Source organism: Marinomonas dokdonensis (assembly GCF_052747885.1).
Window position 1 is genome coordinate 180,799 of record NZ_JBRAND010000001.1, and the last position, 15,145, is coordinate 195,943.

Consider the following 15,145-nt stretch of genomic DNA (forward strand, 5'->3'; position numbering starts at 1 on the left):
GATCCCTAGTGTGTAAAATTCACTAGGGATCGCTATTTTCTACTCGCGTCCCTCTCTTAGCTTCGCTATTCTATTCCTGTTTTCATTTTGTTGGACTTACGTTATGCCTTGGCTTCAAATTTGTATTCATACTACTCCTGAACACGTTCCTACTTTCGAAGACACATTGTTAGAATGCGGTGCCATGGTAGTCACCTTTGAAGACGTATACGACAACCCAGTTTATGAACCCGATCTAAATACCACGCCGCTTTGGCAACACACCAAGGTCACTGGCCTATTTGAAGCGGATGCCGACATCGAAAGCATTCGACCTATCATCGAACACACGGCACAAACTCTGGGTCAACAAGAACTCAGCCTGAAGATCGAAATTCTAGAAGACAAAGATTGGGAAAGAGAATGGATGGACAGTTACCATCCAATTCAATTTGGTGAGCGCCTATGGGTTTGCCCAAGTTGGCGAGAAGTTCCTGATGAAAACGCGGTCACCTTAATGCTAGACCCAGGCCTAGCCTTTGGTACCGGCACTCACCCAACCACAGCTTTATGCCTACAATGGCTCGACAGTATTGATTGCCAAGATAAAAGTATTATCGATTATGGTTGTGGCTCTGGCATATTAGGGATTGCAGGCTTGCTACTAGGCGCTGACAAGATGGTCGGTATCGATATTGACCCACAAGCGGTACAAGCCACGCAAGCCAATGCCGAACGCAACAACATAGACCCAAGCCGTATTGAGGTGAAACTGCCTCCTTATGAATCTGAACTGCAAGCCGACATAGTGGTCGCAAATATTTTGGCCGGCCCACTTGCCCAGCTTGCTCCCACCATCTCAGCATTAGTGAAAACCGGTGGTCAACTTGCACTATCAGGTATTTTGGCGAACCAAGCCAAAGAAGTGGTTGAAGCTTACCAAGAGTGGTTCACCCTAGAATCCATTGTAGAGATTGAAGACTGGGTACGTATTGTTGGTACCAAGCACGCTTAATTTTACTTTATTCCGTTATTAAACAAGGACGACACTTTACCAATGAGTACCAGCTTAATCACCCGTTGCCCAAAATGTTCCACAGCATTTCGCGTCAGCGACGAAGTCTTGAGTATGGCAAAAGGTAAAGTGCGTTGTGGTCAATGTTTTCATATTTTTGATGCACAAAAACATCAGAAAAAAACCACGACTTCGGTATCGCCAAGCACTTCTCTAAGCCCTAAGCCAACATCGGAAACAGAGGTTAAACGCCCTGTTGAGACAACTGCAGAGCAAAGCCAACCGGTAGACAGCTTGGTCGAGAACGACACCTCACCAGAAGCGCCATCATCCACTCCAGCAAAAGCGCTTGAGTCAGAAATAGAGCTAGAAGATTTACCGGTCAACCCAGATTGGCTAAACACCCTGTTCGACGATGAAGATGACAACAAACCTTCTTCAACTGAGGCAGCCTCCCCTGCCCCCAGCAAACCAGCCGCCGCGCAAGTTTCTATTCTAGATAAAGTGCCAGCGGCCAAACAAGCCGCTAAAAGCGACTCTGAGCTTGCTCCATGGGAAGTAGAATTAGCAGAAGTAGAAGCGGCCTTGAGTGCAGCGCCAAAGCCTGTTCCAACGCCTCCTAAAAAGCCTCAACCTAGCCCAGAGGCATTGTTTCAACCTAGTGATTTAGATGTTCCCGTAAAGCAAGCCCAACCAGAGCCAGAGCCAGAACCCGATTACATGCAGGCTTTGCACACCCTTGCCCAAACAGCCTCCACCAAACAGGCAAAACCTGCAGATCAACACACTATTTTAGAGCAGCTTTCAGCACATCAAAACCTTGCGCCTCTGCTGGACGAAGAAGAAAGCGCTCAGAAAAAAAACAAGTCAGCCCTGGCTTGGTTATGGGTCATCGGCGTGTTAGTAGGCGGTTTATTACTGGCCGGGCAAGTGACCATGCATTTTTTTGAAGCAGGCAGTCATTCCACCACCTTCCGCTCTTTCTATCGCACCATTTGTACCTACACTGACTGCACCTTGCCAGCCTTTGAGGACACCAAGGCCATCAGCATTCAGCATGTGCGTATCCAAAGTCATCCGTCACAGGCAAATGTATTATTGGTCAACGCAATTTTGACCAATACCAGTCCATTTTCTCAAGCCATGCCAAAAGTGGCGTTAGAGTTCTTTGACTTAAACGGTGCACCGGTTGCCGCACGATTGTTCGCTCCTAACGACTACCTACACAAAGACTTTCTTGATATCACCTACATGCCACCGAGCACACCAATCCATGTGGTGATCCCGATTCAAGACCCGGGCGCCCGAGCAGTCACTCACCAGCTTAAGGCCTTACCTGCGGGAACTGGTTCTTTCTAGTTTGCCGTTTTTTGCCTGAGACTGAAAAAAAGCACAAAAAATAGTCAATTTTTACGCTGTCAAGACTTCAAAAACATTGATCGCATAGGTATTATTCACGCCCGCTCGACAGTGTCGACGATCTTTAACATTCGCTTCAGTATTCAGGAATATCATGGCATTTGCTATTGGCCCATATTGCGTTGACAACCCAGTTATTCTGGCCCCAATGGCCGGTGTTACTGATTTGCCATTTCGACGCCTTTGCCATGATCAAGGTGCCGGTTTAGTGGTCTCTGAAATGGTGACATCCGATGTACGACTTTGGCAATCCAGTAAAAGCCGTCATCGTTTAGTTCACGATAAAGAGGTTTCCCCTAGATCGATCCAAATTGCTGGAGGCGATGCAGCCATGATGGCGCAAGCAGCTCAACAGAATGTCGAACTTGGTGCTCAGATCATCGACATTAATATGGGTTGCCCTGCCAAAAAAGTGTGTAATAAAGCGGCAGGTTCCGCCCTGCTAAAAGATGAAGCACTGGTTCGTGCGATACTGGAGTCGGTTGTAAATAGTGTCGATGTTCCTGTCACACTGAAAATTCGTACAGGCTGGAGTCGTGACCAAAAAAACGGCTTAACCATTGCGAAGATGGCACAAGACATCGGCGTTCAAGCACTTGCTGTGCACGGAAGAACCCGAGAGTGTAAATTTCAGGGACAAGCGGAATACGATACGATCGCCGAAATCAAGCAACACTTATCAATCCCTGTGTTTGCGAATGGCGATATTAAAGATGCTCAGTCAGCCAAATTTGTTAAAGAATACACTAAAGCTGACGGCATCATGATTGGTCGAGCCGCCCAAGGTAGACCATGGATATTCCGCGAAATAAACCATTATTTACAAACTAATGAATTGTTAGCGCCTCCTTCTATTTCGGAGGTCAGCCAACTTGTCATTCAGCACGTTAAAGCCTTGCACCAATTTTATGGTGATTACCTAGGTGTGCGAATTGCACGTAAGCATGTGGGTTGGTACTTGCAAACGTTAGCGGATAAAACTCAATTTCGCAGCACGTATAATCGCATTGATAATGCGACACAACAGCTGGAAGAATTGGATAATTTTTTCATTAGCCAGACGGCTAGTGAAGCTTGTACATAGTGTTTAAACGCTGATGGAAGCTATTCTACATAGCCTAAGTCAGCTTCCCTAAGCACTTAAATAAATAGTTAGCTTTAAACTAGAAGGTCAATCTGTGGTAGAACAAACTCATACTCAAGCGTTTCAAACTGTTTCTTCAGAGCAGTCTCAAACACTACGTGATAATGTTGAAAAAGCATTGCAAAACTATTTCTCTCATCTAGATGGGCAACCTGTCTCCGACCTATACCAACTTGTTTTGGCAGAGGTTGAAGCACCGTTACTCGAATCGGTCATGAGTTATACCAAAGACAACCAAACTAAGGCGTCGACCATCCTTGGGTTAAACCGAGGCACTCTGCGCAAGAAGTTAAAGCAGTACGGCATGTTATAAAAAAATAAGGGGCGAATTTCGCCCTTTATTCGTTTTTACCCCTTGTTAATTTAGTGTTAAACAATTGCGAGAACCATGATGGCTAATCAAAAAACAGTGACTCCAATCAAACGAGCTCTAATCAGCGTTTCTGATAAAACCGGCATCGTCGACTTTGCCCGCGAATTGACTGCGCAAGGCGTTGAGATTCTTTCGACTGGCGGTACTTATAAATTGCTACTTGAGAATCAAGTCAGCGCAACTGAAGTATCAGACTACACTGGCTTCCCTGAGATGATGGATGGGCGAGTAAAAACCCTTCACCCGAAAGTACACGGAGGCATTCTAGGCCGTCGTGATATCGATGGTGCCATCATGCAAGAGCACGGCATTGACGAAATTGATATGGTCATTGTTAACCTATATCCTTTCGAAGCAACCATTGCCCGCCCAGATTGTGACTTACCAATGGCGATTGAAAACATCGACATCGGTGGACCAACCATGGTTCGTTCCGCAGCCAAAAACCACAAAGACGTAGCTATCGTTGTTTCCCCTAGCGACTATGATGGCATTTTAAGCGCTATCAAAACTGATGGCGGTTTGACCTTTGACGCCCGCTTCGACTTGGCGGTAAAAGCGTTTGAGCACACGTCTCATTACGACGGTGCGATTGCTAACTTCCTAGGCAAAAAAGTACCTGGTGGCAGCGAAGATTTCCCACGCACATTCAACCTGCAATTCGATAAGCAAGAAGAAATGCGCTACGGTGAGAACCCACACCAGAAAGCGGCTTTCTATGTTGAAAGCAACCCTCAAGAAGCTTCTATCAGTACTGCCAAACAGCTTCAAGGCAAGGCTTTGTCTTACAACAACATCGCAGACACAGATGCCGCCCTTGAATGTGTTAAATCTTTCCAAGAGCCTGCTTGTGTAATCGTTAAGCACGCCAACCCTTGTGGTGTGGCAACCGCTAGCAGCCAACTAGCAGCCTACGACCTAGCGTTCCAAACAGATCCTACTTCTGCCTTTGGCGGTATTATCGCCTTTAACCAAGAGTTGAACGCAGAAACAGCTCAAGCCATTGTTGATCGCCAGTTTGTAGAAGTCATCATCGCCCCTAGCGTGAGTGCAAAAGCGGCTGAAATCGTGGCGAGTAAACAAAACGTTCGCTTACTAGAGTGTGGTCAGTGGTCAGCAGACAAGCCTGCCGCACTAGACTACAAACGCGTCAATGGTGGCCTTCTGGTTCAAGACCGTGACGACGGTGCCATTACCCTAGATGACCTGAAAGTTGTGTCAAAACGCCAACCTACTGAGCAAGAACTAAACGATTTGTTGTTTGCTTGGAAGGTCGCAAAATTCGTTAAATCCAACGCCATCGTTTACGCTAAAGCAGGCCAAACTATCGGTGTTGGCGCAGGCCAAATGAGCCGCGTCTACAGTGCAAAAATTGCTGGTATTAAAGCCGCTGACGAAAATCTTGAGGTCATTGGCTCTGTTATGGCATCTGATGCCTTCTTCCCATTCCGTGATGGTATTGATGCTGCAGCCAAAGCCGGCATCTCAGCGGTTATTCAGCCAGGTGGCTCAATGCGTGATGAAGAAGTTATTGCTGCTGCAGACGAAGCTGGCATGGCCATGGTATTTACCGGCATGCGTCATTTCCGTCACTAATACGAATTTAGATTAACCAAAAGGATGAACAGATAATGAAAGTTCTTATTATTGGTAATGGTGGCCGCGAGCATGCCTTAGCATGGAAAACCGCTGAATCCACCGAGGTAGAAATTGTTTATGTTGCGCCAGGTAACGCAGGCTCTGCACTTGAAAACAAGGTAGAAAATGTTGATATCGGTGTGACGGATATTGATAAGCTAGTGGCGTTTGCGCAAGAAAAAGCCATTGATTTAACGATCGTTGGCCCAGAAGCACCTTTGGTTATTGGTGTGGTAGATGCTTTTGAAAAAGCAGGCTTAGCCATCTTTGGCCCAACCGCAGCGGCGGCTCAGCTAGAAGGCTCTAAAGCTTTCACGAAAGACTTTTTGGCTCGCCACAATATCCCAACGGCTTTTTACGGTAACTTCACTGAGATCGCTCCAGCGGTGGCTTACATTAAAGAGCATGGCGCACCTATCGTGGTAAAAGCAGATGGCTTAGCTGCAGGCAAAGGCGTTATCTTGGCGCAAACCGAAGAAGAAGCCATTGCTGCAGTAGAAGACATGCTACAAGGCAATGCCTTCGGCGATGCCGGACACCGTGTAGTGATCGAAGAGTTCTTGTTCGGTGAAGAAGCCAGCTTTATCTGTATGGTAGATGGCGAAAGTGTTTTGCCAATGGCCACCAGCCAAGACCATAAAGCACGTGATAACGGCGACAAGGGCCCTAACACTGGCGGTATGGGCGCTTACTCCCCTGCCCCTGTGGTTACCCCAGAAATTCATGATCGCATCATGAATGAAGTGATTATGCCAACCGTAAAAGGCATGAACGCAGAAGGTAATCGCTACCGTGGTTTCTTGTACGCTGGTGTTATGGTGGCTTCTGACGGCACACCTAAAGTACTTGAGTACAACTGCCGTTTCGGTGATCCAGAAACACAACCTATCATGATGCGCTTACGTTCTGATTTAGCGAAGATGTGTCTTGCAGCCATTCAAGGCGAGCTCGACAGCGTTGAAGCGGATTGGGACCCTCGTGCCAGCTTAGGGGTTGTGTTGGCCGCCGGTGGTTACCCTGCAGATTACGCCAAAGGCGACATCATCACAGGCTACGACGCCCCGCTACCAGCGCACCAAAAAGTCTTCCAAGCGGGTACCGCAGAGAAAGACGGCAATATCGTAACCAACGGTGGTCGTGTACTTTGTGCGGTTTCTTTGGGTGATACGGTTGCCCAAGCGCAAGCTGGCGCTTACAGCGTAGTGGACAAAATCTCTTGGGATAAAGTGTACTTCAGAACCGACATTGGCCACCGAGCCATTGCTCGCGAGAAGTAATCACTCCTAGCTAAGCCGTCTTCATGACACTAAAAAGGCCTCTGATTGAGGCCTTTTTTATGGGCAAATTATTGTTTAAGTTGCTGCTCTTTTTTATCAAGCCAAGCTTTAAATAATCGGCCTAGCTCAAGCACCAGCAAGCCAAAAATCACTCCAGCAACCCAATCTAAAGACAGCAAAAAACCTAACGCGACTACCATGCCATAGCCATAAAAAAGATTCGTTCTTAAGCTCGGTTTGGCCTGACGAGCAAACCAAGTGACACCTAATAACAATAAGCCGAAGTAAACATAGTACTCGACTAAAATTGGATATAGCATTCAATCCCCTATCTAGTTAATAATGGTAGCCATATGATTCGACACTTGGACTAGCAGTTTGTTTTCGCGAATAATTTTACTCTTTTTATTAGCTCTCTCCAACTTCGCATGGGGCACCAATGACCTGGCGATCATTGACGACACCAACAAAGCTTTTAACCTGGGATTAAGTGGTGAATATTTCATTGATGAAACGGCTAACCTAACCATCAAAGAAGTGTCTAATGAGCGTTACGATAATCGCTTCCGACCGCTAAATAAGGAGTTCCTGCAGTTCGGCCAAGTGAAAGGGAATATTTGGATCCGCTCCGATATTGCCATTCGCGCCACCACCAGAACCCCTATTCTTCTTGAAGTAAAATCCCATCGTCTACAATACCTTGATGCTTATTTTCCGCAGATCAATAATCTCGCTCGTTTGTCACGGCTAGGGGAAGTAACATCGCAAAACCAGCGACTTATTCAACGCCCCCACTATCTTTACCCTGTACCGCCTAATCCTCCAGCGGTTTTCACTGTGTATTTCAAGCTTGCCTCTCAACTGCCCATTAACGCTGAAATATCCATTCGAACCATGACCAGCATTGACTCGGAAGAGCACTCTAACTTTTTGATCTCAGGTTTTCTGATTGGCATTCTGGCATTGCTGCTAGTGAATAACATACTTTTCTATCTAAGAAGCCGCCACCCTATGTACCTTTGCTATGGGGTACTGTTAATTTCGGTAGCGTTTTTTCATTTATCACTACACGGTCTATTGGCCGACCTTTCCGACGAACCAGGTTTTCAAGAACGTATCTATAACCTCGCCTCGTTTGTGGGCACCAGCGCCATAGTGTTTTTCTCGCGGCTCTATTTAAACACCAAAAAGCATTTCCCGAATTTGGATAAGCTACTCAAAGTATGGGGAGGCATAACATTAGTTTTAGCGGGAATTTTCACCTTACAACCCAGCTTTTTTGACATTAAAGTGCTCTCTATCGTGGGCTTCACCACACTTATTTCGTTGTCGATTCATGCGGTTGTTGCTGTGGTGAAGGGCATACCTTTTTCCGGCTTTTATCTATTCGCCCGACTCATATTACTGCTCGGACATTTTTCATGGCTCACCACTGTCTATGGAATACTTGATAGTCCCACTATTCTCTACTGGGGACTGACTCTCGCTTGCATCGGCGAAGCGCTCGTTCACTATTTAGGTATGTTGATTCAAAAAGACCCGTTACGCCGCAACGACCATCGAGACAATGACAATTCACGAAGCCATACTTACGAGCTTCTCGCTGATTTATCTAGTCGCTTACGCCGTCAAACCAATATTATTGATGGCACTTTAAGCTGGGCGGGACAAACTTACCCCTCATCGGAAGCTAAGCAAATCATGGCGGATGGTCATGTGGCCAATGCTCATATTAAAGGCTTGATTGGCCGCATTGACCTTATCAACGCCATAAATGAGCAAGAAGCCGAAAAAAACACCCCCAGCGTGCTGTTAGAAACATTGATCAATAATGCCTACAACCAATTCCAAGAAATCGATCAAGACAATGCCAGCATTGAGTTAAATCTGAAAAAGCTTGAGCAGGTTGAAGTACTCCGCCAAGGGCCACTTATTCAACACCTTTTAGAAGTTGCCCTAATGGAGCTCAAGCATTTCACCGACCAAGTGCTCACTGTCGATATTGCTCTACAGGTCCTAGAAAGAAAGGGTCTTACTCATTTGGAAATGTCGTTTTTTCCTATTCCGACCCGAATTCAAAATAAGAGCCGTGGTTCAGACCTAGGGTTAAAATACATGGAACTTATTGCCCTACATTTGCAAGGGGACATGGGAATTACCAGCAAGGGGCAACATCAAGAGTTGAAAATCAGTTTCCCAATACAATTCCATAAGCGTCAAATTAGCCCTAAATCAGCCCCCCTTACCTCTTTCAATATTTTGGTGTTTGGTCAAGATGACAGGGAGCTACAGAAAGCTTTATCCGTATTACAACATCAGCAAAATATTATTGAGCAGCTAACGGCCTTGGACGATTTGCTCAATTATCTGGCCACACCAAAAATGAGAACCCGAGGCACAGTGATCATAGTGTTTGATAACGGCGGTCACATTCCGCATATCAGCCAACAGAAAGTACGTCCGTTAATGCGTTTGGAAGATCAATCAATTTTGATCACAGACAATGCTAAAATATCTCGGGACTATGCGAAAAAGCTCGGCTACGATGACCTATTACTATTCTCCGAGATAGAAGATCAACTGGAACCAAGACTGAATGCATTAATTTCAAAAGGGGATAAATTAAAACGCGCAAACTTGTCTCGGATCAATTCTTTACAGCAGATTGTGCCTTGATAGTAAGATACTTCCCCTGAATAATATAAGACTAAGGAAAAAATCATGGATTGCTTATTTTGTAAGTTAGTTAAGGGCGAGATCCCCGCGACTGTGTTGTACGAAGACGACGATGTGATTGCCTTTGAGGACATCATGCCGCAAGCACCAACACACTTCCTCGTCATTCCTAAGCGCCATATCAGCACCTTAAATGATCTAACCGATGAAGACGCACCAGTGATTGGCAAATTGCCCATCGTTGCCGCCAAAGTTGCTAAACAAAAAGGCATCAGTGAGGCCGGCTATCGGGTTGCCATGAACTGTAATGAAATGGGCGGACAAACGGTTTACCACATTCACATGCATGTGCTTGGTGGTCGAGCAATGACTTGGCCGCCAGGTTAATAAGGAACACTTTTATGTTCTCTCTCGCTGACAAAGCCATATTGCAACTGGATCGAGCATTACAAACCCTAGTGCCAAAAGTTGCCAAAGCCCAACGACCTTCCCCTGCGGGCGATCTGCCAAAGGTGGAATTAACCCACAGCCAGCGTCAACATGCGGCGGGGTTAATGCGCATCAATCATACCGGTGAAGTATGCGCTCAAGCCCTCTATGCAGGGCAAGCTACCACGGCAAAACTCGACAGTGTCCGTGAAGAAATGGAACACGCGGCGCAGGAAGAAGTTGACCATCTAGTGTGGTGCGAACAACGCTTGTATGACTTACAAAGCCGACCAAGTGTGTTGAATCCGCTTTTCTATGCCGCATCTTTTTCTATTGGTGCAGGGGCTGGATTAATCAGCGACAAACTTAGCCTAGGTTTTGTGGCTGCCACAGAAGATCAGGTTTGCTTACATTTGGAAAAACACTTAGACGCTTTACCTGCAGAAGATGAGCAAAGCAAAGCCATCTTGAGACAAATGCACATAGACGAAGCGCTCCATAAAGAAGCTGCGTTACAGTCCGGTGGCCTAGAATTTCCAAAACCTGTCATGGCCATCATGACGCAAGTCTCTAAAGTAATGACGTTAACCACTTATCGGATTTAATTATGAACCGCGATCTGCACTCTATTCGACGTGACTACCAATTCGAAGATTTGTTAGAAGACAATGTCGGTCTAGACCCGTATCTGTTATTTGATGATTGGCTAGAAAAAGCCATAGATAGCTGCCCAGATGACCCCACGGCCATGGTGCTAAGTACGGTAGATGAACAGCAACAACCCCACGCTCGCATCGTGCTATTGAAGCAAAGAGATGAACAAGGCTTTTCCTTTTTTACCAACTATGACAGTGACAAAGGCCAGCAAATCGCCCACAACAACAAGGCCTGCTTAACCTTCTTTTGGCCGGCCTTATCACGCCAAGTTCGCATTGAAGGACAGATCAGCAAGACCTCTCGCGACGTTTCTGAGAAGTACTTTGCTAGCCGTCCAAAAGGCAGCCAGCTAGCCGCCCGCGCTTCCCATCAAAGCCAGGTAGTTGCGGATAGAGATGCCTTGCAAGCCGCCTTTGAACAACAAGAACAGAGCTTACAAGACCTGCCTGTGCCTTGCCCTGAAAACTGGGGGGGTTACCTACTAAAAGCGGAGTTCATTGAATTCTGGCAAGGCCGTCCAAGCCGCCTTCACGACCGTTTATGCTACCAAAAACAAGGTAATTCTTGGGTTCGTAGCCGTAAAGCCCCTTAACCACAGCCTCATAGCAGGAGACGAAAGGTGAGACTTATCCTTTCCTCCTGCACATTCTTACGAACAGGTAATGAGTGCTGCCACAGTACCTGTGTATCCGCCTCCATAATTAGCCAGCTGTCCGTTTCTAACAAAAGTTTATGCTTCACTTTCGGCGCTTGCTTGAGCCGAAAAAGAAAATCTCTCGGTGCTCCCAAACTCAACATGGCCACCACAGGGGCAGGGCCCAATACTGCTTCGTCATCCGCATGCCAGCCCATGTAGTCTTGTCCATCTTGATACCAGTTAAGCAGAACACAGTTAAACGCTTGGCCTGCCAAATGCTCAGCCTCCGCCTTAATGGCTAATAACGCTTCAGGCCAGCCCGTTCCCCAATGGTCTTTACCAGAGTAGCGATAACACAAGCCCTTATCGGCCACAAAAGCCACTTGTCTTGGCACTTTCACTGGGCGACCAAACATCATTAAAGACTCTTGCTGCCATGGCAATAAGGTTTTTAACTTGGCCATTAAAGGGCCACCGCTTGAGCTAAAAAATGAGTATCGGTATGATGGCGCTACGGTCATTTCTTATACCTTGGATTCCTATGCAAACACCCCTTGCTAAGACACCTCGCAGCCTGCTGCTTGATGCCTATCGCGGTAGCGCCGTGCTGTTAATGATTGTGTTTCACTTTTGCTGGGACTTACGCAATTTCGGCTTCATAGAATACCACCTCTTCGACCCTTTCTGGGTTCACTTTCGCAGCCTGATCCTAACCCTATTCTTCACCGCCATTGGCTGGTCTGCCTATGTGAGTCATATGGCCCCTAGCAAAGGGCTTTCACGTACCAAGGCTTTTTGGCATCGAGATGGCAAGCTATTGGTGTGTGCTATAGGCATCTCAGTGGCGACTTATCTCGCGGCCCCTCAACAATGGATCTACTTTGGTATTCTGCATTTTATTTTTCTGGCCTCTATCTTAATTAGACCTTTTCTGAACACCCCAGTGGTCGCAAGCTTTATTGGTACTGGCATTATTATCTGTTATTACTATACCCCTTACTTGCATTTCCCCAATGCCTTTCACACCATCACACAATACATACCCCTACCCAGCAGAACACTGGACATAGTGTTTCCTTTTCCTTGGATTGGTGTGGTGTTACTTGGCCCTTTGCTAGGTTTTGTGAAATTGCACCAATGCACTGTTCCGGCTCATCCCATTATCCGTTTTATGGCGCTATTAGGACGTCACGCCTTACCTATCTATCTGCTACATCAGCTTTTTTTGTTTGCTTTGGTAGCAGGTGCTAAAACAGTGCTCGACTGGCTAATTTGATTAGTTTTCGTGCAGTCAGATTTACCATGTTTTTTTAAATAAAATTTGATAAAAATAGCTTATCTCATATTGCCAAATGAGAACTTTACGCATTTTAAGGCAGGCCAAGTAAGTGACCACTTAGGGTGTCATTTAGATCTTAAAAATCGGCCTTTTTCAAGTCTTGATTTTACATCCAATGACCTCTATTGTTCGTTACATCTTATGAATAATCACTACATCTAGTATGTAAGGAAACAAAAACACACTAGATACGGTAATTACCACATTTTCAACTTGCACTAATGGGAAGTTAAGGCATGAGCACTCTCACAGTTACTAAACGTAACGGGAAGACCGAAAAAATCAATCTCGAAAAGATTCACAAAGTCATCACTTGGGCCGCAGAAGGTTTGGATAACGTTTCCGTTTCCCAGGTAGAGTTAAAAGCTCAAATCCAGTTCTTCGAAGGCATACGTACCACAGACATTCATGAGACATTAATTAAGTCTGCCGCAGACTTAATCTCTGAAAACACTCCAGATTACCAATACCTTGCCGCCCGCCTTGCCATCTTCCATTTGCGCAAAAAAGCATTCGGTGATTTCGAACCACCGCATCTACACAAGCACGTTAGTAACCTAGTTGAACAAGGTCGTTACGATAAACACCTATTAGACGACTACACGGCGGAAGATTTTGACGCCCTAAACAACATGTTAGATCACTCTCGTGACATGAACTTCTCTTACGCTGCGGTAAAACAGCTAGAAGGTAAGTACTTAGTACAGAACCGTGTGACGGGTGATATTTATGAAAGCCCACAGTTTATCTACATTCTTGTAGCTGCTTGTCTATTCGCTGAATACGACAAATCAAGCCGTTTGGATTTGATTAAACGTTTCTACGATGCGGTTTCTCAGTTTAAGATTTCTCTACCTACGCCTATCATGTCGGGCATCCGTACCCCTACTCGTCAATTTAGTAGCTGTGTATTGATCGAATGTGGTGATTCACTAGATTCTATTAACGCGACTTCTAGTGCCATTGTTAAATATGTCAGCCAGCGTGCGGGGATCGGCGTCAATGCCGGTGCCATTCGCGCCCTAGGCAGCCCAATCCGTGGCGGTGAAGCTTTCCATACAGGTTGTATCCCATTCTACAAACACTTCCAAACAGCGGTTAAGAGCTGTTCTCAAGGGGGCGTTCGTGGTGGTGCCGCCACTGTTTTCTACCCAATTTGGCACTTAGAAGTCGAAAGCCTGTTGGTATTGAAAAATAACCGTGGTGTAGAAGAAAACCGTGTACGTCACCTAGACTACGGTGTGCAGTTCAACCGTTTGATGTATCAGCGTTTGATCAAGGGTGGCAACATCACGCTATTCAGCCCTTCAGATGTACCAGGCTTGTACGATGCTTTCTTCGCAGACCAAGAAGAGTTCGATCGTTTGTACACCATGTACGAGCAAGACGACAGTATTCGCAAACAAACCATCAAAGCGTCGGAGCTATTTACCTTGTTCGCCTCTGAGCGTGCGAGTACGGGTCGTATCTATCTTCAAAACGTTGACCACTGTAATACGCACAGCCCATTTGACCCAGCGGTTGCACCGGTTAAACAAAGTAACCTGTGTCTAGAGATTGCCTTGCCGACTAAGCCATTGAATCGTGTTGATGACCCAGAAGGTGAAATCGCCCTTTGTACGCTGTCGGCTTTCAACCTAGGTGCAATTGAAGATCTAAACGAGCTAGAAGAGTTAGCAGAGCTGATTGTTCGCGCTCTAGATGCCCTACTAGATTATCAAAATTACCCAATTCCAGCGGCCCAAAGAGCCACAGAACTTCGCCGCACCTTGGGTGTAGGTGTTATTAACTACGCATACTACCTTGCGAAGAATGGCGTTAAATACTCAGACGGCAGCGCTAACGAGTTAACCCATAAGACATTTGAAGCCATCCAATACTTCTTGTTAAAAGCATCTAACAAGCTGTCTAAAGAATTTGGCCCATGTTTGGCTTTCAACGAAACAACCTATGCCAAAGGTGTTTTGCCTATCGATAGCTACAAGAAAGAACTGGATGCGGTGTGTTCTCCTGAGTTGTACTACGACTGGGAAGCACTACGCAGTGAGATTGTCACTCATGGTCTACGTAACTCAACGCTAACCGCCCTAATGCCTTCTGAAACCTCTTCGCAAATTAGTAATGCGACCAACGGCATTGAGCCACCACGTGGGTTTGTTTCGGTTAAAGCCAGTAAAGACGGCATTCTGAAACAAGTTGTACCAGAGTTTGAACGCCTAAAAGACAACTACGAGTTGTTGTGGAGCATTCCTTCTAACGATGGTTACTTGCAACTAGTTGGCATTATGCAGAAGTTTGTCGACCAAGCTATCTCAGCTAATACCAACTATGACCCACAGAAATTTGAGTCACAAAAAGTGCCAATGAAGGTCATTTTGAAAGACCTACTTACCGCCTACAAACTGGGTGTGAAGACACTTTACTATCACAACACTCGTGATGGTGCAGACGACAAACAAGAAGATATGGACGATTGCGCAGGTGGCGCATGCAAGATCTAATCTTTTCTCACCTGTAATAGCAAAGCCTCATTTCGATGGGGCTTTGCCACGTTTAAACTTT

Annotated in this window: 14 protein-coding genes; 12 read left to right on the plus strand and 2 right to left on the minus strand. The window is 46.0% G+C overall.

Going from position 1 to position 15,145, the window contains the following annotated elements; translation table 11 throughout:
* Positions 1-103 precede the first annotated feature (103 nt).
* The 6 genes from prmA (at position 104) to purD (ending at position 6,845) form a co-directional block, all read left to right on the plus strand.
* Positions 104-994: a 50S ribosomal protein L11 methyltransferase gene (gene prmA / locus ACUM5Y_RS00845; RefSeq protein WP_445974958.1), complete on the plus strand. Its 891-nt coding sequence runs from the start codon at positions 104-106 to the stop codon at positions 992-994.
* Between the two features lie 42 nt (positions 995-1,036).
* The gene (locus ACUM5Y_RS00850; protein ID WP_445974959.1) at positions 1,037-2,353 is read left to right on the plus strand and encodes a DUF3426 domain-containing protein; all 1,317 of its coding nucleotides are present in this window, start codon (positions 1,037-1,039) and stop codon (positions 2,351-2,353) included.
* Between the two features lie 154 nt (positions 2,354-2,507).
* The gene (gene dusB, locus ACUM5Y_RS00855) at positions 2,508-3,497 is read left to right on the plus strand and encodes a tRNA dihydrouridine synthase DusB (RefSeq protein ID WP_445974960.1); all 990 of its coding nucleotides are present in this window, start codon (positions 2,508-2,510) and stop codon (positions 3,495-3,497) included.
* Positions 3,498-3,591: 94 nt separating this feature from the next.
* Positions 3,592-3,870 carry a DNA-binding transcriptional regulator Fis gene (gene fis, locus ACUM5Y_RS00860; protein WP_445974961.1) on the plus strand — a complete coding sequence of 93 codons (279 nt, stop codon included), beginning with the start codon at positions 3,592-3,594 and terminating at the stop codon, positions 3,868-3,870.
* Positions 3,871-3,948: 78 nt separating this feature from the next.
* Positions 3,949-5,526, plus strand: coding sequence for a bifunctional phosphoribosylaminoimidazolecarboxamide formyltransferase/IMP cyclohydrolase (gene purH / locus ACUM5Y_RS00865; protein ID WP_445975661.1), 1,578 nt, complete (start codon positions 3,949-3,951; stop codon positions 5,524-5,526).
* A gap of 35 nt (positions 5,527-5,561) precedes the next feature.
* The gene (gene purD, locus ACUM5Y_RS00870) at positions 5,562-6,845 is read left to right on the plus strand and encodes a phosphoribosylamine--glycine ligase (protein ID WP_445974962.1); all 1,284 of its coding nucleotides are present in this window, start codon (positions 5,562-5,564) and stop codon (positions 6,843-6,845) included.
* Between the two features lie 68 nt (positions 6,846-6,913).
* Here purD and ACUM5Y_RS00875 read toward each other — a convergent pair whose 3' ends face one another.
* The gene (locus tag ACUM5Y_RS00875) at positions 6,914-7,165 is read right to left on the minus strand and encodes a hypothetical protein (RefSeq protein WP_445974963.1); all 252 of its coding nucleotides are present in this window, start codon (positions 7,163-7,165) and stop codon (positions 6,914-6,916) included.
* A gap of 58 nt (positions 7,166-7,223) precedes the next feature.
* Between ACUM5Y_RS00875 and ACUM5Y_RS00880 the strand changes: the two genes are divergently transcribed.
* The 4 genes from ACUM5Y_RS00880 to pdxH are packed head-to-tail and all read left to right on the plus strand — an operon-like array spanning position 7,224 to position 11,199.
* Positions 7,224-9,521, plus strand: coding sequence for a 7TMR-DISM family protein (locus ACUM5Y_RS00880; RefSeq protein ID WP_445974964.1), 2,298 nt, complete (start codon positions 7,224-7,226; stop codon positions 9,519-9,521).
* A gap of 45 nt (positions 9,522-9,566) precedes the next feature.
* A complete protein-coding gene (locus ACUM5Y_RS00885; protein ID WP_445974965.1) occupies positions 9,567-9,908 on the plus strand; it encodes a histidine triad nucleotide-binding protein in 342 nt (113 codons plus the stop codon).
* Positions 9,909-9,922: 14 nt separating this feature from the next.
* Positions 9,923-10,555: a 2-polyprenyl-3-methyl-6-methoxy-1,4-benzoquinone monooxygenase gene (gene coq7 / locus ACUM5Y_RS00890; protein WP_445974966.1), complete on the plus strand. Its 633-nt coding sequence runs from the start codon at positions 9,923-9,925 to the stop codon at positions 10,553-10,555.
* A 2-nt stretch (positions 10,556-10,557) separates the two neighbouring features.
* Positions 10,558-11,199, plus strand: coding sequence for a pyridoxamine 5'-phosphate oxidase (gene pdxH / locus ACUM5Y_RS00895; protein WP_445974967.1), 642 nt, complete (start codon positions 10,558-10,560; stop codon positions 11,197-11,199).
* An 8-nt stretch (positions 11,200-11,207) separates the two neighbouring features.
* Here the strand turns inward: pdxH and ACUM5Y_RS00900 are convergent, their stop codons facing one another.
* Positions 11,208-11,708, minus strand: a complete 501-nt coding sequence (locus ACUM5Y_RS00900) for an alpha-ketoglutarate-dependent dioxygenase AlkB family protein (RefSeq protein ID WP_445974968.1) — start codon at positions 11,706-11,708, stop codon at positions 11,208-11,210.
* Positions 11,709-11,785: 77 nt separating this feature from the next.
* Here ACUM5Y_RS00900 and ACUM5Y_RS00905 point away from each other — a divergent pair, with 77 nt between their 5' ends.
* A complete protein-coding gene (locus tag ACUM5Y_RS00905) occupies positions 11,786-12,520 on the plus strand; it encodes a heparan-alpha-glucosaminide N-acetyltransferase (RefSeq protein WP_445974969.1) in 735 nt (244 codons plus the stop codon).
* 299 nt (positions 12,521-12,819) lie between these two features.
* Complete coding sequence (gene nrdA / locus ACUM5Y_RS00910; RefSeq protein ID WP_445974970.1) at positions 12,820-15,084, plus strand: class 1a ribonucleoside-diphosphate reductase subunit alpha; 2,265 nt, start codon at positions 12,820-12,822, stop codon at positions 15,082-15,084.
* Positions 15,085-15,145: the final 61 nt, after the last annotated feature.

Bases quoted from the DNA above. Each gene is read 5' to 3' on its own strand.
- prmA (WP_445974958.1), top strand. From the start codon at position 104: ATGCCTTGGCTTCAAATTTGTATTCATACTACTCCTGAACACGTTCCT.
- ACUM5Y_RS00850 (WP_445974959.1), top strand. From the start codon at position 1,037: ATGAGTACCAGCTTAATCACCCGTTGCCCAAAATGTTCCACAGCATTT.
- dusB (WP_445974960.1), top strand. From the start codon at position 2,508: ATGGCATTTGCTATTGGCCCATATTGCGTTGACAACCCAGTTATTCTG.
- purH (WP_445975661.1), top strand. From the start codon at position 3,949: ATGGCTAATCAAAAAACAGTGACTCCAATCAAACGAGCTCTAATCAGC.
- purD (WP_445974962.1), top strand. From the start codon at position 5,562: ATGAAAGTTCTTATTATTGGTAATGGTGGCCGCGAGCATGCCTTAGCA.
- ACUM5Y_RS00875 (WP_445974963.1), bottom strand. From the start codon at position 7,165: ATGCTATATCCAATTTTAGTCGAGTACTATGTTTACTTCGGCTTATTG.
- ACUM5Y_RS00885 (WP_445974965.1), top strand. From the start codon at position 9,567: ATGGATTGCTTATTTTGTAAGTTAGTTAAGGGCGAGATCCCCGCGACT.
- coq7 (WP_445974966.1), top strand. From the start codon at position 9,923: ATGTTCTCTCTCGCTGACAAAGCCATATTGCAACTGGATCGAGCATTA.
- pdxH (WP_445974967.1), top strand. From the start codon at position 10,558: ATGAACCGCGATCTGCACTCTATTCGACGTGACTACCAATTCGAAGAT.
- ACUM5Y_RS00900 (WP_445974968.1), bottom strand. From the start codon at position 11,708: ATGGCCAAGTTAAAAACCTTATTGCCATGGCAGCAAGAGTCTTTAATG.
- ACUM5Y_RS00905 (WP_445974969.1), top strand. From the start codon at position 11,786: ATGCAAACACCCCTTGCTAAGACACCTCGCAGCCTGCTGCTTGATGCC.
- nrdA (WP_445974970.1), top strand. From the start codon at position 12,820: ATGAGCACTCTCACAGTTACTAAACGTAACGGGAAGACCGAAAAAATC.